This is a genomic window from Pseudomonas alliivorans (assembly GCF_017826695.1).
Classification (GTDB): domain Bacteria; phylum Pseudomonadota; class Gammaproteobacteria; order Pseudomonadales; family Pseudomonadaceae; genus Aquipseudomonas; species Aquipseudomonas alliivorans.
On record NZ_JAFFZW010000015.1, the window covers coordinates 39,604 to 62,551 of the forward strand.

Consider the following 22,948-nt stretch of genomic DNA (forward strand, 5'->3'; position numbering starts at 1 on the left):
CAGGCCACTCGTTCAAGCACTGCTTGGGCCTGGGGCTTGAGGCTTGCAACTGACTTAGGGATACAGATTATGCAGAGGCTAAAACACGGCCTTTTACAGGCCGCCGGTTGGCTGTTTTATCTAAGTTTATTAATGGGTATTGCCACGGCATTGCCCACCAGTATCTTCGACTCGCAGTCGAAGAACTTTATCTTTCTGATTGGCGCCGTGGGTATCTGGCGTTATTCAATGGGTATTACGCACTTTGTGCGCGGGATGATCTTTCTGTACATCGTTTATCCGCACTTGCGCCGCAAGGTTCAAAAGTTGGGTAAGGCAGCAGATCCGTCCCATGTGTTTCTGATGGTCACCAGCTTTCGTATCGACGCGCTGACCACCGCTCAGGTGTACAGCTCGGTCATTCGTGAAGCGATCAATTGCGGTCTGCCGACCACCATCGTCTGCTCGCTGGTGGAAATGTCCGATGAGCTGCTGGTCAAGGCGATGTGGGCCCGTCTCAACCCGCCGGACCGCGTGAAGCTGGACTTCGTGCGCATCCCTGGCACCGGCAAGCGTGACGGTCTGGCCTACGGTTTCCGTGCCATATCCCGCCACCTTCCGGACGAGCGCGCGGTCGTCGCGGTAATCGACGGTGACACCGTTCTGAACGAAGGCGTCGTGGCCAAGACCGTGCCGTGGTTCCAGCTGTTCGAAAACGTCGGCGGCCTGACCACCAACGAGTTCTGTGAAGTGCGCGGCGGTTACATCATGAGCGAGTGGCACAAGCTGCGTTTCGCTCAGCGTCACATCAACATGTGCTCGATGGCCCTGTCCAAGCGCGTGCTGACCATGACCGGCCGCATGTCGGTATTCCGCGCCACAGTGGTCACCGACCCCGAGTTCATCGCCGACGTGGAAAGCGACTCGCTCAACCACTGGCGTCTGGGCACGTTCCGGTTCCTGACCGGCGACGACAAATCCAGCTGGTTCAGCCTGATGCGCCTTGGATACGACACCTTCTACGTGCCGGATGCCGCGATCAACACGGTCGAGCACCCGCCCGAGAAGAGCTTCCTCAAGGCCAGCCGCAAGCTGATGTACCGCTGGTACGGCAACAACCTGCGTCAAAACTCGCGTGCGCTGGGTCTGGGTATTCGTCGCCTTGGCCTGTTCACCAGTGTGGTGCTGTTCGACCAGCGTGTATCGATGTGGACTTCCATCCTCGGTCTGACGGTCGCCATCATCGCCAGCTTCAAGTACGGCGGAGCCTTTCTGCTGATGTACCTGCTGTGGATCGGCATGACCCGCCTGATCCTCACGCTGCTGCTGTCCTTCTCGGGACACAGGATCGGCCCTGCCTACCCCCTGATTCTCTATTACAACCAGATCGTCGGCGCCCTCATGAAGATCTACGTCTTCTTCCGACTGGACCGCCAGTCCTGGACGCGCCAGGACACCAAACTCAGCCGCGACATGGCCAGCTTTCAGGGTTGGTTCAACACGTGGTCTTCCCGAACCATGACTTTCTCGGCTGGCACCATCTTCGTCGCCGTGCTGTTGACGATGGTTTGACCGGGCCAACGGATTAATCGCTTAAGTAGGAAAATTAGCCATGAATACAGCCGTGAATGCGAACGTCGTACATGAATCCGAAGCCCAGCGTCAGCACGCCCGGGTCAAGATCCCTGCCAAACTGCGCCTGCTGAACGATCAGCCGAACGCCCCGCTGGTGCGCATCGAAGACCTGTCGGCCGGCGGCCTGAGCTTCATCGCCCCGCAAGGTCAGCGCTATACCGCAGGAGAGGTCATCAAGGGCCGCCTGCAGTTCCTGATCGACAACCTCGGTCTGGCCATGGACGTGGAAATGCAGGTCCGCTCGGTGGACAACGCCAGCGGCCGTGTCGGTTGCCAGTTCCAGAATCTGGAAGCCCAGGACATTGCCACGCTGCGTCACCTGATCACTTCGCACCTGTCCGGCGACATCGTCAGCCTGGGCGAAGTGCTGGCAACCCTGCAGCGCGACAACTTCACCAAGGCGCGCAAGGTCAAGGGCAGCGACGGCGGCATGAGCGCCATGGGTCGCCTGCGCGCAGTCACCTTCAGCCTCGGCATCTTCATCGTCGGTCTGGCAGCATTCGGCTTCATCTTCAAGACCATTTACGGCCTCTACTTCGTGAGCCACGCCTCGGCCGGTCTGGTCTCGATCCCGAGCATGGACATCACCATGCCGCGCGAAGGCACTGTGCAGAGCCTGGTTCAGCCGAACGGCGAAACCACCAAAGGCGCACCACTGGCGAGCTTCAACACCAGCATGCTGGAAATGCTCAAAGGCAGCCTGACCGGTGAAGACCTGCAGCCAGCAAAAATCGAAGAGCTGTATGGCAAGCAGATGAGCGGCACCCTGACCAGCCCGTGTGACTGTGTCGTGGCTCGCCAGCTGGTTGCCGATGGTCAGTACGCCAGCAAAGGTCAGGTGATCTTCCAACTGGTGCCACGCAATGCGCCAGCCACGGTTGAAGCACGCTTCACCTATCGCCAGTTCAACGACGTCAAGCCGGGCACCCGTGTCAGCTTCCAGGTCGCGGGCGAGGACAAACTGCGCACTGGCGAGATCGTCAGCAGCACCAACCTGAGCGACACCGACCTGTCCACCGACATCCGTGTGCAGATCAAGCCTGACGAAAGCCTGAGCAGCTCGCTTGCCGGCCGTCCTGTCGAAGTGGTCAGTGATCGCGGTCCTTCCGTGAACTGGCTGATCGACAAAGCCGTGGCCGCGGGTCTGTAATCATGAGCAGCCCATTACGACGCCTGTCGACCCCCACGCTATTGAGCCTCGCCGTCGCGCTCGGCCTGAGCGGCTGTGCCGGCCTGCCTGACCAACGTCTTGCCAATGAAGCCCTGAAAAACGGCGACACTGCATTGGCGGAGCAGAACTATCGGCAGCTGGCGGACCTGGGCTACAGCGATGCACAGGTTGGCCTGGCAGATATTCAGGTCAACACCCGCGACCCTGCCCTGCTCAAGCAGGCGGAAGCGACCTACCGTGCGGCCGCCGAGACCTCGCCACGGGCGCAATCGCGTCTGGGCCGTCTGCTGGCCGCCAAGCCGGACGCAACCGATGCCGAACGTCACGAAGCCGAAGCGCTGCTGAAGAAAGCCTTCGCCAATGGTGAATCCGGCACGCTGGTCCCGCTGGCCATGCTCTATCTGCAATACCCGCACACCTTCCCGGACGTGAATGCGCAGCAGAAGATCAGCCAGTGGCGCGCCGCCGGTTATCCGGAAGCGGGTCTGGCCCAGGTGCTGCTGTATCGCACCCAGGGCACCTACGCCGAGCATCTGGATGAAGTGGAAAGCATCTGCAAGCAGGCGCTGGACACGACTGACATCTGCTACGTCGAACTGGCCACCGTTTACCAGACGCGTGGTCAGGCCGAGCCGCAGGCAGCCTTGCTCGAACGCCTGAAAAGCGAATACGCCGCTGGCCGCATCGGCGCTCAGCGCGTGGACAGTGTGGCGCGTGTACTGGGCGACTCGACCATCGGTACGCCGGACGAAAAGACCGCCCAGCAATTGCTGGAAAACATCGCGCCGGGTTACCCAGCCTCTTGGGTGACCCTCGCCAAGCTGCTTTACGACTTCCCCGAACTGGGCGACGTCAACAAGATGATGGAATACCTGGACAACGGCCGCGCGGCTGACCAGCCACGTGCCGAACTGCTGCTGGGTCGCCTGTACTACGAAGGCAAATGGGTCACGCCCGATGCTTTCAAGGCCGAAGCCCACCTGAAAAAAGCCGCAGCGACGGAAATCTCTGCCCACTACTACCTGGGTCAGATCTACCGCCGCGGCTACCTCGGCCAGGTCTATCCGCAGAAAGCCGTGGATGAGTTGCTGACCGCCGCACGTGGTGGCCAGAACAGCGCCGACTTCGCCCTCGCGCAACTGTTCTCACAAGGCAAAGGCACCAAGCCTGATCCGGTCAACGCCTGGGTATTTGCCCAACTGGCTCTGACCAGCGAAACCCCGCAGGCCACTGAACTGGCCCAGCAACTGAGCACCACACTGCCGCCTGAAAAGCTCGCCGGCGCCAAGGATCTATTGGCACGTGAGCAAAAAGTCCGGGGCGCAGCCGCCAACCAGAGCGTGATGGCGATGCAGGCCCTGCAAGAAGAAAAAGACGGTGAGGAAGCACTATGAAGTTGAATCCCCTGATGGCCGCCGGCGTGGGCCTTGGCTTCAGCCTGCTGTGGGCCTGCCCGACACTGGCAGCCCTGACCGAAGAACAGAATTTCGGTCTGGAAGTGAAAGCTACCGGCCAACTGGAAGACGACCGTGATCTGGGCACCCGTTCGGGCGGTGACGTCAGCGGTCTGGGCCTGGACCTGCGTCCATGGGTCTACGGCGAGCGCGGCAACTGGAGCGGTTACGCCATGGGCCAGGTGGTCACTGCCACAGACACCATTCAGACCGACCCGCTGGAACAGTCCACCGGCGCAGGCGACGGCCAGACTCAAGTATCGCGTGGCACCGCCAGCGAGCGCGAAGTCGACAAATCCTACGCGGCACTGCGCGAATTCTGGATCGGCTACAGCGGCTTCACGCCCTACCCCGGCGAGATCCTGAAAGTCGGTCGTCAGCGTCTGCGCAACGACGACGGTCAGTGGCACGACACCAACATCGAAGCCATCAACTGGACCTTCGATACCACGCTGCTGCGTGCCGAACTGGGCGCTGCACAGCGTTTCAGCGAATACCGCACCGACCTGACCGAACTGGCCCCCGACGACGAAGATCGCAAGCACCTGTTCGGTTCGGCCAGCTACCAGTGGACTCCGGGTCACTGGGCAGGCGTGCGTGCGCACTACAGCCACGACAACGGCAAGCTCAAGGACCAGGGTCAGGAACTCGACGACCTGGACAAGACGTCCAATGGCAACCTGACCTGGCTGGGTCTGCAGGCTGACAGCGATGCTTACAACTACCGCAACACCAATCAGCTCAACTACTGGGGCAGCCTGACCTGGCTCAACGGCGACCGTGACGAGATCGGTGTCAACGGCGTGAATGACCAGTACTTTGCGGGCGAAAAGAACAGCCGTGACATGAACGGCTGGGCCACCGACCTGGGCCTGCGCCTGCGTCTGGATCCTCAGTGGCAAGTCGGTGCGGCCTACTCGCGCGCCAGCAAGGATTACGTTCAGAACGGCCTGGAAAGCAACCGTTCGAACTGGACCGGCACCCGCTCGCGTATTCACCGCTTCGGTGAAGCCTTCCAGGGCGAAATGGCCAACGTGGAAACCGGCTCGTTGTTCGCTTCCTGGCAGATGAACGAGCAATACGACGCCTCGCTGATCTACCACAAGTTCCGCCGTGTCGACGGCAACACCGGTATCGGTGGCTCGGGGATCAACGCTGTTCGCGAGAACGGCGACAGCAATACCTTCAGCTCGCTGCCGCTGGAAGACGGTCGCAAGGATCTGGGTCAGGAAATGGACCTGGTCGTGACCAAGTACTTCAAACAGGGCCTGCTGCCAGCCTCGTTGAGCCAGTCCTTCGACGAACCGTCGGCTCTGGTGCGCTTGCGTGCCGGCGTCTTCAAGCCCGGCGACGCGTACCACAACGGCGTGGATGAATACATGCACCGCGCCATTGTCGACGTCATCTGGCGCTTCTGATGCGAACCGCCAAAGGAGTGCCACAGATGAACAGTCAAGCAAGCAACGGACGTAGCCGCACCTGGCCACACGCCCTGCTGGAAAGCGCCGTGCTGAGCAGCGCGCTGCTGATGGCCAGCGGTGCCGCACTGGCCAACGCGCCTGTCACCCCCGAGGCGCCGAAGGCGGTGGTCAAGGAGCTGCAACAGGCCAAGACCTACACCATCACCAGCCCGCCAACCGCGCCGCTGGAGATGGCCAAGCCGGTACTGCCCGACCTCAGCGGCTACACCGCAGAAGCGGCACTGAAAAAGATTGTGCGCAACAAGCCGGGCAAGGTCACCGTTGCCCGGATGATGGAAGAAACCGGCCTGAAGGAATTCATCGGCGGCGACAACAAGATGGCTGAATGGGTCGTCCGTCAGAAGGGTATCCCACAAGCGATCATGATCTCCGACGGTTATGTGAATCTTCAGGACCTGGTCAAGAAGGTGCCCAAGCAGTTTCTGAATGAAGTGTCGCCGGGCGTCTACGTGGCGCGCCTGCCGATTCTGGTCAAGGAAACCGGTATCTTCGAGATCGACAGCAAGACCAGGGAATTGCGTCTGTCCCAGGAGAAAGGTTCGTTCATCGTCAGCGAAGGCAAGATGTTGATCACCCATACTCAGGTCAACGCCTGGAGTGAGACCCGCAACAGCCTGGCGACGTATCGCAAGCCTGACGAGTTTCGCCCGTTCGTGCTGACCTGGGGCGGTTCGCAAACCTGGATCGCCAACACCAAAATGGCAAGCATGGGTTACGACCAGAGCAAGTCCTACGGTGTCAGTATTTCGCAATACACGCCGAACACCGCGAAGATCCTCAAGCGTGCCGAGCCGACCGGCTGGATCATTGATTCCGAGTTCTCGGACATGTGGTACGGCTTCTACTGCTACGAGACGCGTGACTTCGTGGTCAAGGGCAACACCTACCGCGACAACATCGTCTACGGCATTGACCCGCACGACCGTTCCCACGGTCTGATCATTGCCGAGAACGACGTCTACGGGACCAAGAAGAAGCACGGGATCATTATTTCCCGAGAAGTCGACAACAGCTTCATCTTCCGCAACAAGAGCCATGACAACAAGTTGTCCGGCGTGGTCCTGGACCGTAACAGCGTCGGCAACATCGTCGCCTACAACGAGATCTACCAGAACCACACCGACGGCATCACCCTGTACGAAAGCGGCAACAACCTGCTGTGGGGCAACCGTGTGATTGCCAATCGCCGCCACGGTATCCGCGTACGTAACAGTGTGAACATCAAGCTGTACGAAAACATCGCCACCGGTAACGGGCTGATGGGCGTCTACGGCCACATCAAGGACCTCAGCGATACCGACCGCGACATCGAGCTCGATCCGTTCGACGCTCAGGTGTCGCTGATCATGGTCGGCGGCGAACTGGCCAGCAACGGCTCCGGCCCGCTGTCCATCGACTCGCCCTTGAGTGTCGAGCTGTATCGCGTCTCGATGCTGGCCCCGACCAAGGAAGTCGGCATCAGCCTCAACGGCATTCTGGGCGAGCGCCAGAACGAGATCCTCGACCTGCTGGTACGCCAGAAGAAAGCCGTATTGATCGACCCCGTCGAAAGCCAGACCGAGCTGCGGGAATGAGGAAGGGTATTGTTATGCACGCACATTTGATCAAGCTGTTGAGCCTGTCCAGCCTCACCGCCGCGCTGATGGCCGCCGCCGGTGTCGCTCGGGCAGACGACTCGAAAGCGCCGACCTTTACCGCCGAGCCCTGCTGCAGCCTGTGCCCGGCTGCGCACGACGCGAAAAACTACACCACGCGCTATCAGCAAAACTTCACCACGCTGGTACAGGCCCAAGGCGACTGGCTGTTCCGTACCCAGGAAGACCTGCGTACTGAATTCGACACCACGCCTGCCGGCTACCGCCGCATGAAAGAACTGCATGATGCATTCAAGAGCAAGGGCGTCGAGCTGGTGGTGGTCTATCAGCCGACTCGCGGCCTGGTGGATCGCAACAAGCTGTTCCCGGCCGAACGCGACAAGTACGACTACGACAAGGCGCTGAAAAACTATCAGGCCATGCTCGGTCGCTTCAGCAAGATGGGCTACTGGGTGCCCGACCTGTCACCGCTCACCAACGAACAGCAGGCGCACGACTTCTACTTCCGAGGCGACCAGCACTGGACGCCTTACGGCGCACAACGCACGGCGAAGATCGTGGCCGAGACCGTGAAGAAAGTCCCAGGCTACGCGGACATTCCCAAGCGTGAATTCGAAAGCCACATTTCCGGGCGCATGGGCAAGACCGGCACACTGCACAACATGGCCGGCCAGTTGTGCGGCACCAGTTATGCCATCCAGTACATGGACCAGTTCAGCACCGAGCCGAAAGGCGAGGCCGGTGACGGCGATCTGTTCGGCGATTCCGGCAACCCGGAAATCACCCTGGTCGGCACCAGCCACAGCGGCAAGAACTACAACTTCGGTGGCTTCCTGCAGGAATACCTCAGCGCCGACGTGCTGAACGTGGCGTTCCCCGGCGGTGGCCTGGAAGGTTCGATGCTTCAGTATCTGGGCAGCGAAGACTTCCAGAAGCGTCCACCGAAGATTCTCATCTGGGAATTCTCGCCGCTGTATCGCCTGGATCAAGAAACCATCTATCGCCAGATGATGGCGCTGCTGGACAACGGTTGCGAAGGCAAGCCGGCGGTCATGAGCGCCAGCACCACCCTGAAGCCGGGCAACAACGAAGTGCTGGTCAACGGCAAGAACGGCATCAAGGACATTCGCAACAGCAACAACCAGATCGATATCCGTTTCGACGACACCTCCGTGAAAGTCCTTCAGGCCAGGCTCTGGTACATGAACGGTCGTCACGAAGACCTGAAAATCGAAAAACCGGAAACCTCTGACACCGATGGACGTTTCGCCTTTGAATTGCGCGAAGACGAGGACTGGGCTGATCAGCAGTTGCTGGCCCTCGAGATCCAGGGACCGGAAGCAGGAGCAGAACCACAGAAAGTCGAAGCGAAAGTATGCAAACGCAACGTGTTCCCGAGCGCTGCGAAACACACCGCTCAAGCCGGACTATGAGGTGACATATGCAGACTCCGAAACTGATACGCCCTACCCTGCTGTCGATGGCAATCCTGTCATCGATGGCCTGGGCGATGGGTGCATCCGCAGCCGCGACACTGGTTCCACCCAAGGGTTATGACGCGCCGATCGAAAAAATGAAGACCGGTGATCACAACTTCACCTGTGATGCCATTCCCAAGCCATACACCGACAAACTGGTGTTTCGCAGCAAGTACGAAGGCTCCGACAAGGCTCGCGCCACGCTGAACCTGAAGTCCGAAGAAGCCTTTCGCGATGCGACCAAGGACATCACCACCCTTGAACGTGGCGTCAGCAAAGTCGTGATGCAGTACATGCGCGACGGTCGTCCCGAACAGCTCGACTGTGCGCTGAACATGATGACCACCTGGGCCAAGGCCGATGCGCTGGAGTCCCGCGAGTTCAACCACACCGGCAAGTCGATGCGCAAATGGGCGCTGGGCAGCATGTCGTCGGCGTACCTGCGTTTGAAGTTCTCCGAGTCCAAACCGCTGGCCAACCGTCAGCAGGACGCGCAGATCATCGAAGCCTGGTTCAGCAAACTGGCCGATCAGGTGGTCAGCGACTGGAGCAATCTGCCGCTGGAAAAAATCAACAACCACTCGTACTGGGCCGCCTGGTCGGTGATGGCAACGGCTGTCGCCACCAATCGTCAGGACCTGTTCGACTGGGCAGTGAAGGAATTCAAGGTCGCGGCCAATCAGGTGGACAAGGACGGCTTCCTGCCTAACGAAATGAAGCGCCGTCAACGCGCCCTGTCGTACCACAACTATGCCCTGCCGCCACTGGCCATGATCGCCAGCTTTGCCCAGGCCAACGGTGTGGATCTGCGTCCGGAAAACAACGGTGCCTTGAAGCGACTGGCCGATCGCGTGCTGGCCGGGGTGAAAGATCCTTCGATGTTCGCTGAGCACAACGGCGAAAAACAGGACATGACGGACCTGAAGAAGGACCCGAAATTCGCCTGGCTTGAACCGTTCTGCGCGCTCTACACCTGCAACGCCGAAACGCTTGAAGAGAAACACGAAAAGCAGCCGTTCAAGACGTTCCGTCTGGGCGGCGACCTGACCAAGGTCTACGACCCGTCTCATGAAAAAGGTGACAAGGATGGTTCCTGATTCGGTGACGTGATGCCTTGAGTGGCGGGAGCCGATCCATCGGCTCGCGCAGTGATTCACCCCCCTGTTTTCGATGGGGGGTTTGGGGGGGCTTTGGGCCCTTGAATGTTGGACAAACGGAGAGATAAGGATGGTTTTCTCATCCAACGTGTTCCTGTTCCTGTTCTTGCCGATCTTCCTCGGCTTGTACTACCTGAGCGGGCAACGCTATCGCAATCTGCTGCTGCTGATCGCCAGCTATATCTTCTACGCCTGGTGGCGTGTGGACTTCCTGGCACTGTTCATAGGCGTCACCGTCTGGAACTACTGGATCGGCCTCAGGGTGGGCGCAGCAGGCGTGCGGACCAAACCGGCACAGCGCTGGCTGCTGCTCGGCGTGGTGGTGGACCTGGGTATTCTGGGCTACTTCAAATACGCGAACTTCGGCGTGGACAGCATCAACGCGGCCATGACCTCCATGGGTCTGGAACCGTTCATCCTGACGCACGTGCTGTTGCCGATCGGTATCTCGTTCTACGTGTTCGAGTCCATCAGCTACATCATCGATGTGTATCGCGGCGATACCCCGGCGACCCGCAACCTGATCGACTTTGCAGCGTTCGTGGCGATTTTCCCGCACCTGATCGCAGGCCCTGTGTTGCGCTTCCGCGACCTGGCCGATCAGTTCAACAACCGCACGCACACGCTGGACAAGTTCTCCGAAGGTGCCACCCGCTTCATGCAGGGCTTCATCAAGAAAGTGTTCATCGCCGACACCCTCGCGGTGGTGGCGGACCACTGCTTCGCCCTGCAAAACCCGACCACTGGCGATGCCTGGCTCGGCGCGCTGGCGTACACCGCACAGCTGTATTTCGACTTCTCCGGTTACAGCGACATGGCCATCGGTCTGGGTCTGATGATGGGTTTCCGCTTCATGGAAAACTTCAAACAGCCTTATATCAGCCAGTCGATCACCGAGTTCTGGCGTCGCTGGCACATCAGCCTCTCGACCTGGCTGCGTGACTACCTCTACATCACGCTGGGCGGCAACCGGGGCGGCAAGGTCGCGACCTACCGCAACCTGTTCCTGACCATGCTGCTGGGCGGTCTCTGGCACGGCGCCAATGTCACCTACATCATCTGGGGTGCCTGGCACGGCATGTGGCTGGCGATCGAAAAAGCGCTGGGCATCAACACCAAGCCTTACAGCTTCAACGTGATTCGCTGGGCACTGACCTTCCTGCTGGTGGTGATTGGCTGGGTGATCTTCCGCGCAGAAAACCTGCACGTCGCGGGCCGTATGTACGGCGCGATGTTCAGCTTCGGCGAGTGGGAACTGTCCGAACTCAACCGTGCAAGCCTCACTGGTCTGCAGGTGGCGACGCTGGTTCTGGCCTACGCGACCCTGGCGTTCTTCGGTCTGCGTGACTTCTACCAGAACCGTCAGGCCGACGATGGCAAGAGCGCCAAGGCCGACGGCCCTGCCACTGCACAACCGGGCACCATCAAGGCTGTTCCTGGCGACGCACCCGGCAGCCTGCATCTGCCTGGCTATACCGTAGGCAGCGAAGCGCAGGTTCAACCGGCCTACTGGGTTGCCGACTGGCCCCGCTACGCCATGCGCGCGCTGATCCTGATGCTGTTCGTTGCTTCGATTCTCAAACTTTCGGCGCAGAGCTTCTCGCCGTTCCTTTACTTCCAGTTCTGAGGAGCCTGACATGACCCGTTCATTACGAATCCTCTACATCGCCATCTTCCTGGGTCTGCTGCTGATCCTGGGCGCCTGGTCGCTGCGCAGCTTCAGCACGTTCTCGACTTCGGCCGAGACCACCGTGCTCAACGGCAAGTGGACCAAGGCGGCGGAAACCCATTACGACGATGAGTTTCCGATCAAGCGCCTGGGCACCAACCTCTGGGCGGCGCTGGACTACAAGCTGTTCAACGAAGGCCGTCCGGGCGTGGTGCTCGGCAAGGACCAGTGGCTGTACACCGATGAAGAGTTCGATGCCGTTGCCAACGGCGAGCAGAACGAAGCGGACAACCTGGCGTTGATCCAGGGCGTACGTGACGCGCTGGAAAAACAGGGCACCAAACTGGTTCTGGCCATCGTTCCGGCCAAAACCCGTCTGTACCCGGAACACATCGGTGACAACAAGCCGGCCAGCCTGCACACCGATCTGTATCAACAGTTCCACGCGCAGGTCGCCAAGGCCGGGATCTTCGCACCGGATCTGTTGGCACCGTTGCAGGCTGCCAAGCAGAAAGGCCAAGTCTTCCTGCGCACCGATACGCACTGGACGCCGATGGGTGCCGAAGTGGCCGCACAGCAATTGGGTGTAGCCATCGCCCAGAAGACGCCACTGGAAGGCGAGCCCGAGCAGTTCGTCACCCAGGCCAAGGGCAGCGAGCAGTACAAGGGCGACCTGACCACGTTCCTGCCGCTGGATCCGCTGTTCAGCAACATGCTGCCCAAGCCTGACGAGCTGCAACAGCGCAGCACCGATCCGGTTCAGGGCGAACCGGCCGGCGACGACGCCTTGTTCGCAGACAGCGACATCCCGGTCGGTCTGGTTGGCACCAGCTACAGCGCCAACCCGAACTGGAACTTCGTGGGTGCGCTGAAAGAAGCCCTGCGCAGCGACGTCGTCAACTACGCCGAAGACGGCCATGGCCCGATTCTGCCGATGCTCAAGTACCTGCAGACCGACGCCTTCAAGAACACTCCGCCGCAAGTGGTCATCTGGGAATTTCCCGAGCGCTACCTGCCGGCTCACAACGACCTTGGCGAGTTCGATCAGCAGTGGATCGCCGAGCTGAAAAAATCGCGAAATACCCAAGATAACGTGGCGTTGAACGCCAACCCATCCGAGTCGCCCAACCGGGCGCAAAACTGAGAGGACTGACTCATGACCCAACACACGACTGCAAACCGTTCGAACAAGAATCGTTTCTTCAAAACCTGCGCACTGGCCGCAGGCCTGGGCCTGATGTCCCTGCAAGCCTTCGCAGGTGACTCCGCCCTGTACGGCCCGACCGCGCCGAAAGGCTCGACCTTCGTGCGTGTCTACAACGCCAGCAACGCTGAAATCAGCGCCAGCGTCGGCAACACCAACATGAATGAAGTCGCGCCACTGGGCAGCACCGCGTTCAGCTTCATGCCACAGGGCGACTACACCGCCAAGCTGGGCAGCCAGAGCGTGCCGGTGAAACTGGCAGGCGATCACTATTACACCCTGGTCAACAACGCCAGCGGCAAACCGCAACTGATCGAAGAACCACCGTTCAAGAACAAGCAGAAATCCCTGGTTCGCGTGCAGAACCTCAGCGACAAGGCACTGACTCTGAAAACCGCCGACGGCAAGACCGATGTGGTCAAGGCTGTGGCAGCCAAAGGCACCGGCGAGCGTGAAATCAACCCGGTCAAAGTCAGTCTGGCGCTGTACGACGGCGACAAGAAAGTCACCGATGTGAAACCTGTGGCCCTGGAGCGTGGCGAAGCCGCTGTTCTGTACATCACCGGCAGTGGCAGCAGCCTCTCGCCAGTGTGGGTCAAGCCACCGGTAGCAACCCGCTAAAGGATAAAGCTGGCCGGTTCATGGCGCAGTCCTGAACCGGCCGGTGCGGAACAAGAAAAAGACAGAAACGACAGACAGCACGTACAGCCCATATTGAATGCTATTGGAGAAATAAAATGATTCCAGTGATCTTGTCAGGTGGTAGCGGTTCACGACTCTGGCCGCTTTCGCGCAAGCAGTTCCCCAAACAGTTCCTGGCACTGACCGGCGACCAGACCCTGTTCCAGCAAACGCTGCAACGTCTGGTGTTCGACGGCATGCAGGAGCCGATCGTGGTCTGCAACAAGGAACACCGTTTCATCGTCAGCGAGCAACTCGCAGCCTTGAAACTGGAAACCCAGGCGATTCTCATGGAACCGTTCGGTCGCAACACTGCGCCGGCCGTGGCCCTGACCGCCATGAAACTGGTCAACGAAGGTAACGACGGTCTGATGCTGGTGCTGCCGGCCGACCACGTGATCGAAGACCAGAAAGCGCTGCAACGCGCTTTGGCACTGGCAACCGTAGCCGCCGAGCGTGGCGAAATGGTGCTGTTCGGCGTACCGGCCAACAAACCGGAAACCGGTTACGGCTACATCAAATCCACCGCTGACGCACTGCTGCCGGAAGGCGTGAGCCGCGTGTCGCAGTTCGTCGAAAAGCCTGACGAAAAACGCGCCAACGAGTTTGTCGAAGCCGGCGGTTACTACTGGAACAGCGGCATGTTCCTGTTCCGCGCCAGCCGCTTCCTGGAAGAGCTGAAAAAGCACGATCCGGACATCTACGACACCTGCCTGCTGACCCTTGAGCGCAGCGTTCACGATGGCGACGCCGTTGAAATCGACGCCTCCACCTTCGCTTGCTGCCCGGACAACTCCATCGACTACGCCGTCATGGAAAAAACCCAGCGCGCCTGCGTCGTGCCGCTGTCGGCAGGCTGGAGCGATGTCGGCTGCTGGTCGTCGCTGTGGGAAGTGAATGCCAAGGATGCCAACGGCAACGTCACCAAAGGCGATGTCGTGATCCAGGACAGCCGCAACTGCATGATCCACGGCAACGGCAAGCTGGTGTCGGTGATCGGTCTGGACAACATCGTGGTCGTCGAAACCAAGGACGCCATGATGATTGCCCACAAGGACAAGGTTCAGGGCGTCAAGCAGATGGTCAACACCCTGAACGAACAGGGCCGCACCGAAACCCAGAACCACCTCGAAGTGTATCGTCCGTGGGGTTCGTATGACTCCGTGGACATGGGCGGCCGCTTCCAGGTCAAGCGCATCTCGGTCAAGCCGGGCGCGTGCCTGTCGCTGCAGATGCACCACCACCGCGCCGAGCACTGGATCGTGGTATCCGGCACTGCGCAGGTGACCTGTGACGAGAACGTATTCCTGCTCACTGAAAACCAGTCCACCTACATCCCGATCGCTTCGGTCCATCGCCTGAAAAACCCGGGCAAGATTCCATTGGAAATCATCGAAGTGCAATCGGGCAGCTACCTGGGCGAAGACGACATCGAGCGCTTCGAAGACGTCTACGGCCGCTCGGGCGCACTGGAAGCCGGTGTGAAGACGCAGACGATTGCGCGTTGATGAACGGCTAGCAAAAAAACGGTAGTACACCGGCCTCTGACAACGTTCTGCGACCCCCATCCGCAGAACGTTGTCGGGGGCTTTTTTACGCGCGGTCCCGCCACTGAACGCGTCATCCATCGCGGTCACCCTGTAAAGCGGACACTTCGTTTCAACACGCCACTCGTCAACGTGCCTCTCCAGTCCCTATTGTTTTTGACAGTAGCGGTGCGTTTCCTCTTTTTGCTCTCCTAGTACCCCCTTACCGGATCAAGGAAGATGCAGCCATGAGCACGAAAGATGGAAAACACAGCGATGTGGACGACACGGCGTCGACAAAAGCGCCGATAGATCCTGCTAATGCAGGCGATGTCGAAGCGGGCGGCTCTCGACACGGCGGTTCTATTCAAAGCGGCTGCCCGTCTGGAAGTGTCTCCGGTGGTGTTTGCTCACCCCCCACTAACGAGCATCGGTCCACCTGGCAAACGACTTATATCGGGGGACGCACGTTGCGAATCATGGACTGTATTCTGCCCGGCACCCATGACTCCGGCATGGACAAGGCTGCGCCCTATCAAAACAGTTATGAGACCTGCCAGGACATTTCTCCGTTTCACCAACTTATCAATGGCATTCGAGTACTGGACCTGCGGGTTGAATTCAAACCCAATGCGACGGACGACCATCGCTTCTCCATTTTCCATAGCCTGAATTCAGGCCGAACCATTGGCTACGACATCCTTGACGGCATCAGGATGTTCCGCGACCACAAAGCCCCTACCGGTAATCCCAAAAAAGAAATCATCATTCTCGACTTTCACCAGTTCAAGAACTTCGACGACGCGGCTCACTCGGAACTTCAGTCGCTCGTCAAATCACGCCTGGGCGCCAGTTTGATTCCGAGATGGATGAGTGACCTGACCATTGAACAAATCTGGAACTATGGCGACAAGGGTGTCGTGGTCGCCTACGAAGACGATCGGCGCATCCCGGATTTCTGGGGCGGCGTCAAACAAAAATGGATAGGCAGCAACACACCTTCCACCGATGAACTGAAGCGTTTCATGGACGGGATAGGGAACCAGACCAAACCCCGGAATGAGCTATGGTCCATCCAGTGTGCCAAATACAACAAGTTCCCGTTGTATACCCCCGATGATTTTTCCGACAAGATTCGGGAGTGGTTCTTCTCGGGAGACCAGGCCTCTTACATTCAGAAGTTTTATATCATCAATACCGACTGGTCGCTGAGGCAGCGCCTCGTGGACAACTGTATCCATGCCAATCGAATCAGAGCGGAAAGTATGGTTTGGGGTGGCACCATTGATATCCCTCAATCAGAGGATTACACGCTGGCTTTTGCCGCTCGTTACCTGATTGCAAGGCTCAGCAACGGGCACTGGGCACGAATTCTCAGATTGCCTCCCTCAGCCGCAGAACACGCAACGTTCCAGATAATCAGCACGGCGACCTACTCAACGGAACTGATGCTTCAGTACACCGATAATCCGGCGCAATCCATGACTATCAGGACGGGGGACGTCGTGACCTTTACCTTCGTGAATAAAAAGTGGCGAATGATCGGCCCCTGAGGTCACCGCACCCTCAACACTTGAAATCAAGGAGCAAGATAGGCATCCCCGGCCTTTTCCTCCTGTTTCCTGCAGCAGGCAACAGGAGGATCGCTTCAAGCCTTGCCAGACATAACGGGAAAAGACACGGCGACGCATTGGCAAACCTCTATCGGCTTTCTGTACGATGTCCGGCAATGCCTCACGCTGGAGACCCGCTGCATGCTGATCGGCATCCTCTTAATTCTGACCTGGCTCATCCTGCTGCTGCGCTATCCGGCCAAGGCCCTGCCTGTTTCCCTCGCCGCAGCGGTAGGTCTGGGGATAGTGGCTGCCATCGTAATCTGGCAGGACAGCCGCGAGACACGTCAGCTGGAGCAACTCGATATCCGGCTGGTGTATGCACCGCAGCAATGCCCCACGGATCGTCCGTTGCACGTCTCGATCACCAACCGCAACAAAGCGTCGCTGCTGGAACTGCGCTGGCGGATTGCAGCCTATGCACCTGGCGACACCGTCAATCTGGCGGACAACACCTACACGTCGGCACGCTACCGCGGCCCCGGCGAGTTGCAGGCCGACGGCAACTGGCAGGATTGCGTGCCGGTGCCCGTTCTGCGTAACGGCTATCGCCCGCAAACCCTGGAGTTTCGTGCAGAACATCTGCAAGGCAGTTTCTCGGACTGATCCCTAAGGACATCGACATGCCCATCGCTCTCATCACCGGCTGCTCAAGCGGAATAGGTCGCGCACTCGCCGACGCCTTCAAGGCGGAGGGTTACGAAGTCTGGGCCACGGCGCGCAAGCAGGAAGACGTCGCAACGCTCAGCGCGGCCGGTTTCATTGCCGTGCAACTGGATGTCAATGACAGCATCGCGCTGGCACAACTCGCCGCTGGGCTGGAACACAGCGGGCTCGATGTGCTGGTCAACAACGCAGGCTACGGCGCGATGGGGCCGCTGCTGGACGGCGGCGTCGAGGCGCTGCAACGACAATTCGAAACCAACGTGTTCTCGGTGATTGGCGTTACGAAAGCGCTGTTCCCGGCATTGCGCCGCAACAAGGGGCTGGTGGTCAACATCGGCAGTGTTTCCGGTGTACTGGTGACGCCGTTCGCGGGGGCCTACTGCGCCTCGAAAGCGGCCGTGCATGCACTCAGCGATGCGCTGCGTCTGGAACTGGCGCCATTTGGCGTGCAGGTGATGGAGGTTCAGCCAGGCGCAATTGCATCGAGCTTTGCGAAGAATGCCGGCCATGAGGCCGAGCAGTTGATCAGCGAGCAATCGCCCTGGTGGCCGATCCGTGAAGGCATCCGTGCCCGCGCCAGGGCCTCGCAGGACAACCCCACCCCCGCCACCGATTTCGCCCGCGATCTGCTCAAGGCCGTCCAGCAAGCCAGTCCGCCGCGCCTGCTGCGTCTGGGTAACGGCTCGCGGCTCTTGCCTCTGATGTCATGGCTGCTGCCCAAGGGACTGCTCGAAAACGGGCTGCGCAAGCGGTTCGGGTTGAACACGCCGTTGTGATCGCGATGCGGGCTTGATCAGCTCGGCGTCACAATCACCGTGCACGTCATCCCCGCTGAGAGCGACACCCCGTCAGGCACGCGATCCAGATGGATGCGCACCGGTACGCGCTGCGCCAGGCGAACCCAGTTGAAGGTCGGGTTGACGTCGGCGACCAGTTCGCGGCTTTGGGGGTTGTCGCGGTCATAGATGCCGCGAGCGATGCTTTCGACATGCCCCTGGATTACCTCGCCGCTCATCAATTGCATGTCCGCCGGATCACCCACGTTCAAATGCGGCAATTTGGTTTCTTCGAAGAAGCCATAAACCCAGAACGAATTCATATCAACCACCGCCATCTTCGCCTCGCCGATTCGCGCGTAGTCGCCCCGGTGCACGTTCAGGTTGGTCACATAGCCGTCCACCGAAGCCAGTACGCGAGTACGCGACAGGTTCAGTTCCGCCGCCTCCAGCTGTGCCTGAGCCAACTGGTAGTCCGCCAGCGCCGAGGTCGCGATGGTGCTCGCGTCGTCGCGGTTTTCTGCCGAGATCACCAGCTCGTCCATGTCCGCACGGCGTTTGGCGTTGAGCTTGCGCATCTCCCAAGTGGCCTTGCGTGAGGCCAACAACGCCTGGGCCTGTCTCAAAGCAATCCGGTAGTGCTCCGGATCGATCTGCATCAGCAGGTCGCCGCGTTTGACCTGCTGGTTGTCGTGCACCGGCACATCCACCACGGTGCCGGACACGTCCGCCGCCACGTTGATGATGTCGGCCCGCACACGGCCGTCGCGGGTCCAGGGCGTGTCCATGTACTGGACCCATAAAGTGCGTCCGATCCACAGGGCCAGCGCCAGAAACAGCAACGTGGCAATCACGCTGAAAAACTTTTTCATCCAGAGATTTCCGAACCAGATATCAACGATAAAGAGGCAGCGCCAGGGCGCCGAACAGACAGGTGAACAGGCTCAGACGCAGCAACGCCGGGTGCCAGAAGTGGCGATACAGGTCCAGCCCTGCCAACAGGCGATCCAGCCCCCAGGCCAGTGCCATTGCAAGCAGAAACATCAGGCTCATGGTCGGCATGTACAGACCATGAAAAGCAATTTCACGCGGCATGGACCCCTCCAGAAAGGCGAGGTGCACGACCTTCGTCAGCCAAAGGCGATCGAGGGTCCAGCAAGGAAGAGCGGATGAAGTGCAGGTAGCTTTTCACCCGGCGCAGCACCGAGGTATCGAAATGCGGAGCAAACGGCTCGTCCGCTTCCCGAACCCGATCAAGCGCCTGATCGACCGCCAGCAGACAGCGCTGCAGGTTGCTCTCGTCAGGCTGAATGAACAGACGAACCAATGCCCGCCCCATCACCCGTAGCGACAGGCGCCAGGGTTGATACTCGGCGTAGCCTGGATGAATCGGCAGCACCGCCTGCTCACGACGCAGTTCGATGATCGCGTGGCCGATTTCCAGCACCACGAACATCCAGCGCAACAATTCACGCTGCACCTCGGGTCTGCCGATGGCCAGGCCATATGCCTGATGCATGAGGTCACGGGTCTGACTCTCGAAACGCGAACCCAGCCGTTGCAGGGGCGCGCTGATCGCGAACACCACCTGGTCACGCAATGCCTGCTCCAGTCGCTGCCACATCCAGCGGCTGTTGGGCGGCAGAATGATTGCGCCTGCAGCGGCACAGAACAGCATGCCGATCACCATGGCGATGTAATCGTTGATAAATGTGTAAGGGTCATAGACCGTCAGGTTGTCCGGCACCGAACCGATGCTGAAAAAGATCAGCAGGCCCAGCCCGTACCCGGTCCATTGCGGCCGGGACCCGAGAAAGGCACCCAGCACGAAAACCGGTGCCAGCAAAGCGCACAGCAAAGGAAAGCCATCGACCTGCGGGAACAGAAAAAACGTTTCGACAAACCCGAGCAGCGCGCCGAGCAGCGTGCCGCAGGCCATCTGAAACGACATGCGTCTGGGGTTGTGCGTGGTGGAAGACAACGCGACGGTTGCGGCCGAGGCCAGCGTCATGACTGCCCCGCTGGGCCACGCGGTCACCACCCAGTAAGCGCTCAAGAGCGCAACCACGCAGGTCGCACGAACACCAGCAGCCGCTGCGGTCATCCAGTGCGTGCGGGGCACGAAAGGCTCGTTCCACTGTTCACGCACATGTTGATGATCGGCGAGCGATGCGTGGGTCTGGGCGTAACTGAGCAGCTCGTTCAGAAGGCGATACAGCAGCTCGAATGCCGTATGGAAATCCAGCCACTGAGCATCGTCTGGAGCCGTTCGTTCAAAAGCGGCACGCAGACGTCTGACCGTATCCGGCCACTGCGCCTTGAGCGCTTCCAGATGCGTGACCAGTCGCGCAGCGTCGGGACTGGTCAGCGCCCTGTCAGCAAACGCATCGAGCAGTGCGCTCAACGGATCGAGGCCGGGTTCGACATGATTCAGCACCGCAGTCGAACGCTCGGCACGTAGCCGCTCAAGCAACTGATGCAGCGCATTGAAGCGCGTGGTGACGGCCATGAACTCGCTGTTCAGGCGGTTGAGCCGTCCGTTGCGTCGGCGCATGTGCGGGTCTTCAAACACCGTGACGCTGCGCAGCCCTTCCAGGCCGATGGCCTCTGCAACGAACCGCACATTGCCCGTCTCGAACGCGGCTTGCGTCTGGCTTGCGCGCAGGCCGTCAATCACGAAGCGGGCAAAAACACCAAACCGCTGATAGAGCGCGTTGCGTATCGCCGCGCTGGCACTCTGCGGCAGTATCACTGCGCTGACGGCTGTGGCACAGAGAATGCCCAGCGAGATTTCCAGCACTCGCCATACCGCGGCCATGAACGCGCCCTCCGGGTGCGCCAGCGCAGGCAGTCCGATCATGGCTGCGGTGTAACCGGCCAGCACGAAACCATACGCGCGAAAGTTGCGATAGCGCGCCGCGCCAGCCGAACAGAACCCGACCCACAGCGCCAGACAGCCGAGGAACGGCAGCGGATTCTGGGCGAACAGCGCCATCAGCAGCACCATCATGGCCGAGCCCGCCAGCGTGCCCAGCAGCCGATAGAAGCTTTTGGCAAACACCTGTCCGCTCTGCGGCTGCATCACGATGAACACCGTAATGATCGCCGTGCGTGGCTGCGGCAACTCCAGACGCAGCGCCAGCCAATACGTCAGGAATGCGGCGATCAGCACCTTGCCGATGTAGATCCAGGTCACGCCGTCGCTGCGTGCCCAGCTATTTAATTCGCGACGCCAAGGCAAGGCGATGACGCGATGAGCAAGGGTAATCATGTCAGTGACCACCCTGCCTGCCCGTGTCAACAAAAGCCGCAGGCACATCGTTTCCCGCCGACAACCCGCCACCCAGCGCCACCACCAGCCCGGCATAGGCGGTGAGGCGCGCAGCCTCGACCTGCTGCTGAATCTGTCGCTGACGAAACAGCAGGGTCTGGGCGTTGAGCACATTCAGGTAATCGGTCAGACCGCGCTGGTAAGCAATCAGGGCGATGTCATAGGTCTTGCGCGCCGACGCCACCGATTCGGCCGCGTACACCTGCTGCTTGTCGAGCGAGGCGCGACGAATCAACTGATCCGACACACCCTGCAGCGCCGTGACCAGCGTCTGGTTGTAATGCGCGACCGCCAGATCGTAACCGGCCGACGCGTGTCCCAGCTCAGCGCGCAGACGCCCGCCATCGAAGATCGGCAGCGTGAGCGCAGGGCCCGCCCTGTAGCTGAACTTGCTGCCGGTCAGAAACTCCAGCATGCCGCCCCCCGTGGCCATGTAACCCAGGCTGGCGACCAGATCGACGTTGGGATAGAAATTGGCATGGGCCACATCCATGCCCCGCGCCTGCGCGGCGACACGCCACTGACTGGCAACCACGTCAGGTCGCTGGCCCAGCAGTTGCGCAGGCAATGCCGACGGCAGTTTCAGTTCAGCATTCAATGCCAGGCGGGGACGCTGCAAGGTCGAGCCCTCGCCCGGCCCCTTGCCTGCCAGCGCCGCCAACTGGTTGCGCCCCAGCGCAATGGCTTCTTCGAGTTCATCGATCTGCCGATGGATCTCCGGCAACGGCGCCTCGGCCTGACTGACGTCGAAGTGGGTGCCGAGGCCGCCCTTGAGCCGACGTTGCGCCAGCTCCAGCATCTGCTGTTGCTGGGCCAGCGTCGCTTCGGCGATCTCCAGACGAGCAAAGTTCAGGGAGAACCGGATATAGGCGCGCACGATGTTTTCCTGCAGTTCAAGCTGCGCCTGCCGCTGCTCGGCGGCACTCATGTGGGCTAGGTCAAGTGCCTGTTCACTGGCGTTACGCTCGCGTCCCCACAGGTCCAGCGCATAACTCAGACCAAGCGAGGCATTGTTGTCCCAGGTGTGACTATCGGCGAGCGCACCGGGGCCATAAAACTGATCGCTTGGCCAGTCATGACGCGCCAGACTGGTCGTGCCCTGAACCTGCAGCGATTCGGCGGATTCGGCCATCCCGGCCATCGCTCTGGCATCCCTGACCCGTGCTGCTGCCATGGCCAGGCTCGGGCTGCCGAGGATCGCCAGTTCGATCCAGCGATTGAGTTGCGGATCGTTATAGACGCGCCACCATTGCCCGGTCGGCCAGCGTGCGCTGAGTTCGGCGTTCTGGATGGCATGGTCGGTGGCCAGGCTGTCTGCGCCTAACAGACTGTCCCTGGGTCCGATTCCACCGCTTCCAATGCAGCCGCTGATAACGAACGATAAAGCCATGAGACCGAGGGGCTTGAGCCCTCTGATGATGCGACGCGGCACAGCTGCGAGTTCCCGACCGGTAATGAAACGCCTTGAATGGCGGCGATTCTAGGGGCCGCTCGACATGGCGATAAGCGGGGAGATGTGTGATTCTTTATTA

18 protein-coding genes are annotated in these 22,948 nt (G+C 60.1%); 14 read left to right on the forward strand and 4 right to left on the reverse strand.

The window, feature by feature from the left end:
• Positions 1–69: 69 nt before the first annotated feature.
• The 14 genes from alg8 (at position 70) to JTJ32_RS25325 (ending at position 18,085) form a co-directional block, all read left to right on the forward strand.
• Positions 70–1,551, forward strand: coding sequence for a mannuronan synthase (gene alg8, locus JTJ32_RS25260; protein WP_221432540.1), 1,482 nt, complete (start codon positions 70–72; stop codon positions 1,549–1,551).
• 40 nt (positions 1,552–1,591) lie between these two features.
• Positions 1,592–2,764, forward strand: coding sequence for an alginate biosynthesis protein Alg44 (locus JTJ32_RS25265; protein WP_099226864.1), 1,173 nt, complete (start codon positions 1,592–1,594; stop codon positions 2,762–2,764).
• 2 nt (positions 2,765–2,766) lie between these two features.
• Positions 2,767–4,179 carry an alginate biosynthesis TPR repeat lipoprotein AlgK gene (gene algK / locus JTJ32_RS25270; protein WP_210043663.1) on the forward strand — a complete coding sequence of 471 codons (1,413 nt, stop codon included), beginning with the start codon at positions 2,767–2,769 and terminating at the stop codon, positions 4,177–4,179.
• Positions 4,176–5,657 (forward strand): alginate export family protein, encoded by a 1,482-nt coding sequence (locus JTJ32_RS25275; protein ID WP_099226866.1) that lies wholly within the window; start codon positions 4,176–4,178, stop codon positions 5,655–5,657. Before algK ends, JTJ32_RS25275 begins: the two co-directional genes overlap by 4 nt.
• Positions 5,658–5,683: 26 nt before the next feature.
• On the forward strand, positions 5,684–7,294 hold the full coding sequence (gene algG / locus JTJ32_RS25280; RefSeq protein WP_099226867.1) for a mannuronan 5-epimerase AlgG: 1,611 nt from the start codon (positions 5,684–5,686) through the stop codon (positions 7,292–7,294).
• A gap of 14 nt (positions 7,295–7,308) precedes the next feature.
• Positions 7,309–8,748 (forward strand): alginate O-acetyltransferase AlgX-related protein, encoded by a 1,440-nt coding sequence (locus tag JTJ32_RS25285; RefSeq protein ID WP_099226868.1) that lies wholly within the window; start codon positions 7,309–7,311, stop codon positions 8,746–8,748.
• Between the two features lie 8 nt (positions 8,749–8,756).
• Positions 8,757–9,890, forward strand: coding sequence for a mannuronate-specific alginate lyase (locus JTJ32_RS25290; protein ID WP_004886251.1), 1,134 nt, complete (start codon positions 8,757–8,759; stop codon positions 9,888–9,890).
• A gap of 130 nt (positions 9,891–10,020) precedes the next feature.
• Complete coding sequence (locus JTJ32_RS25295; protein ID WP_099226870.1) at positions 10,021–11,577, forward strand: MBOAT family O-acyltransferase; 1,557 nt, start codon at positions 10,021–10,023, stop codon at positions 11,575–11,577.
• 10 nt (positions 11,578–11,587) lie between these two features.
• Positions 11,588–12,763: an alginate O-acetyltransferase gene (locus tag JTJ32_RS25300; RefSeq protein WP_210043664.1), complete on the forward strand. Its 1,176-nt coding sequence runs from the start codon at positions 11,588–11,590 to the stop codon at positions 12,761–12,763.
• 12 nt (positions 12,764–12,775) lie between these two features.
• Positions 12,776–13,444: an alginate O-acetyltransferase AlgF gene (locus JTJ32_RS25305; protein ID WP_004886260.1), complete on the forward strand. Its 669-nt coding sequence runs from the start codon at positions 12,776–12,778 to the stop codon at positions 13,442–13,444.
• 116 nt (positions 13,445–13,560) lie between these two features.
• Positions 13,561–15,012 carry a mannose-1-phosphate guanylyltransferase/mannose-6-phosphate isomerase gene (locus tag JTJ32_RS25310; RefSeq protein WP_004886262.1) on the forward strand — a complete coding sequence of 484 codons (1,452 nt, stop codon included), beginning with the start codon at positions 13,561–13,563 and terminating at the stop codon, positions 15,010–15,012.
• A 266-nt stretch (positions 15,013–15,278) separates the two neighbouring features.
• Entirely contained in the window at positions 15,279–16,583 is a 1,305-nt protein-coding gene (locus tag JTJ32_RS25315) for a PI-PLC domain-containing protein (protein WP_210043665.1), read from the forward strand.
• 201 nt (positions 16,584–16,784) lie between these two features.
• Positions 16,785–17,249, forward strand: a complete 465-nt coding sequence (locus JTJ32_RS25320; protein ID WP_099226872.1) for a multidrug transporter — start codon at positions 16,785–16,787, stop codon at positions 17,247–17,249.
• Positions 17,250–17,266: 17 nt separating this feature from the next.
• On the forward strand, positions 17,267–18,085 hold the full coding sequence (locus tag JTJ32_RS25325) for an SDR family oxidoreductase (protein ID WP_210043666.1): 819 nt from the start codon (positions 17,267–17,269) through the stop codon (positions 18,083–18,085).
• A gap of 17 nt (positions 18,086–18,102) precedes the next feature.
• Here the strand turns inward: JTJ32_RS25325 and JTJ32_RS25330 are convergent, their stop codons facing one another.
• Genes JTJ32_RS25330 through JTJ32_RS25345 form a run of 4 tightly spaced genes read right to left on the reverse strand, consistent with a single transcriptional unit; the run spans position 18,103 to position 22,848 of the window.
• Entirely contained in the window at positions 18,103–18,957 is an 855-nt protein-coding gene (locus JTJ32_RS25330; protein WP_210043668.1) for an efflux RND transporter periplasmic adaptor subunit, read from the reverse strand.
• 22 nt (positions 18,958–18,979) lie between these two features.
• Positions 18,980–19,180: a DUF1656 domain-containing protein gene (locus JTJ32_RS25335; protein ID WP_099226875.1), complete on the reverse strand. Its 201-nt coding sequence runs from the start codon at positions 19,178–19,180 to the stop codon at positions 18,980–18,982.
• Positions 19,170–21,356: an FUSC family protein gene (locus JTJ32_RS25340; protein WP_210043670.1), complete on the reverse strand. Its 2,187-nt coding sequence runs from the start codon at positions 21,354–21,356 to the stop codon at positions 19,170–19,172. Before JTJ32_RS25340 ends, JTJ32_RS25335 begins: the two co-directional genes overlap by 11 nt.
• Before the next feature lies 1 nt (position 21,357).
• Positions 21,358–22,848, reverse strand: coding sequence for an efflux transporter outer membrane subunit (locus JTJ32_RS25345; protein ID WP_210043672.1), 1,491 nt, complete (start codon positions 22,846–22,848; stop codon positions 21,358–21,360).
• Positions 22,849–22,948: the final 100 nt, after the last annotated feature.

Excerpts from the sequence above, each read along its gene's own strand:
- JTJ32_RS25265 (WP_099226864.1), top strand. The coding sequence starts at position 1,592 with ATGAATACAGCCGTGAATGCGAACGTCGTACATGAATCCGAAGCCCAG.
- algG (WP_099226867.1), top strand. The coding sequence starts at position 5,684 with ATGAACAGTCAAGCAAGCAACGGACGTAGCCGCACCTGGCCACACGCC.
- JTJ32_RS25310 (WP_004886262.1), top strand. The coding sequence starts at position 13,561 with ATGATTCCAGTGATCTTGTCAGGTGGTAGCGGTTCACGACTCTGGCCG.
- JTJ32_RS25300 (WP_210043664.1), top strand. The coding sequence starts at position 11,588 with ATGACCCGTTCATTACGAATCCTCTACATCGCCATCTTCCTGGGTCTG.
- JTJ32_RS25295 (WP_099226870.1), top strand. The coding sequence starts at position 10,021 with ATGGTTTTCTCATCCAACGTGTTCCTGTTCCTGTTCTTGCCGATCTTC.
- alg8 (WP_221432540.1), top strand. The coding sequence starts at position 70 with ATGCAGAGGCTAAAACACGGCCTTTTACAGGCCGCCGGTTGGCTGTTT.
- JTJ32_RS25285 (WP_099226868.1), top strand. The coding sequence starts at position 7,309 with ATGCACGCACATTTGATCAAGCTGTTGAGCCTGTCCAGCCTCACCGCC.
- algK (WP_210043663.1), top strand. The coding sequence starts at position 2,767 with ATGAGCAGCCCATTACGACGCCTGTCGACCCCCACGCTATTGAGCCTC.
- JTJ32_RS25305 (WP_004886260.1), top strand. The coding sequence starts at position 12,776 with ATGACCCAACACACGACTGCAAACCGTTCGAACAAGAATCGTTTCTTC.
- JTJ32_RS25290 (WP_004886251.1), top strand. The coding sequence starts at position 8,757 with ATGCAGACTCCGAAACTGATACGCCCTACCCTGCTGTCGATGGCAATC.
- JTJ32_RS25320 (WP_099226872.1), top strand. The coding sequence starts at position 16,785 with ATGCTGATCGGCATCCTCTTAATTCTGACCTGGCTCATCCTGCTGCTG.
- JTJ32_RS25315 (WP_210043665.1), top strand. The coding sequence starts at position 15,279 with ATGAGCACGAAAGATGGAAAACACAGCGATGTGGACGACACGGCGTCG.
- JTJ32_RS25275 (WP_099226866.1), top strand. The coding sequence starts at position 4,176 with ATGAAGTTGAATCCCCTGATGGCCGCCGGCGTGGGCCTTGGCTTCAGC.
- JTJ32_RS25330 (WP_210043668.1), bottom strand. The coding sequence starts at position 18,957 with ATGAAAAAGTTTTTCAGCGTGATTGCCACGTTGCTGTTTCTGGCGCTG.
- JTJ32_RS25325 (WP_210043666.1), top strand. The coding sequence starts at position 17,267 with ATGCCCATCGCTCTCATCACCGGCTGCTCAAGCGGAATAGGTCGCGCA.
- JTJ32_RS25340 (WP_210043670.1), bottom strand. The coding sequence starts at position 21,356 with ATGATTACCCTTGCTCATCGCGTCATCGCCTTGCCTTGGCGTCGCGAA.
- JTJ32_RS25335 (WP_099226875.1), bottom strand. The coding sequence starts at position 19,180 with ATGCCGCGTGAAATTGCTTTTCATGGTCTGTACATGCCGACCATGAGC.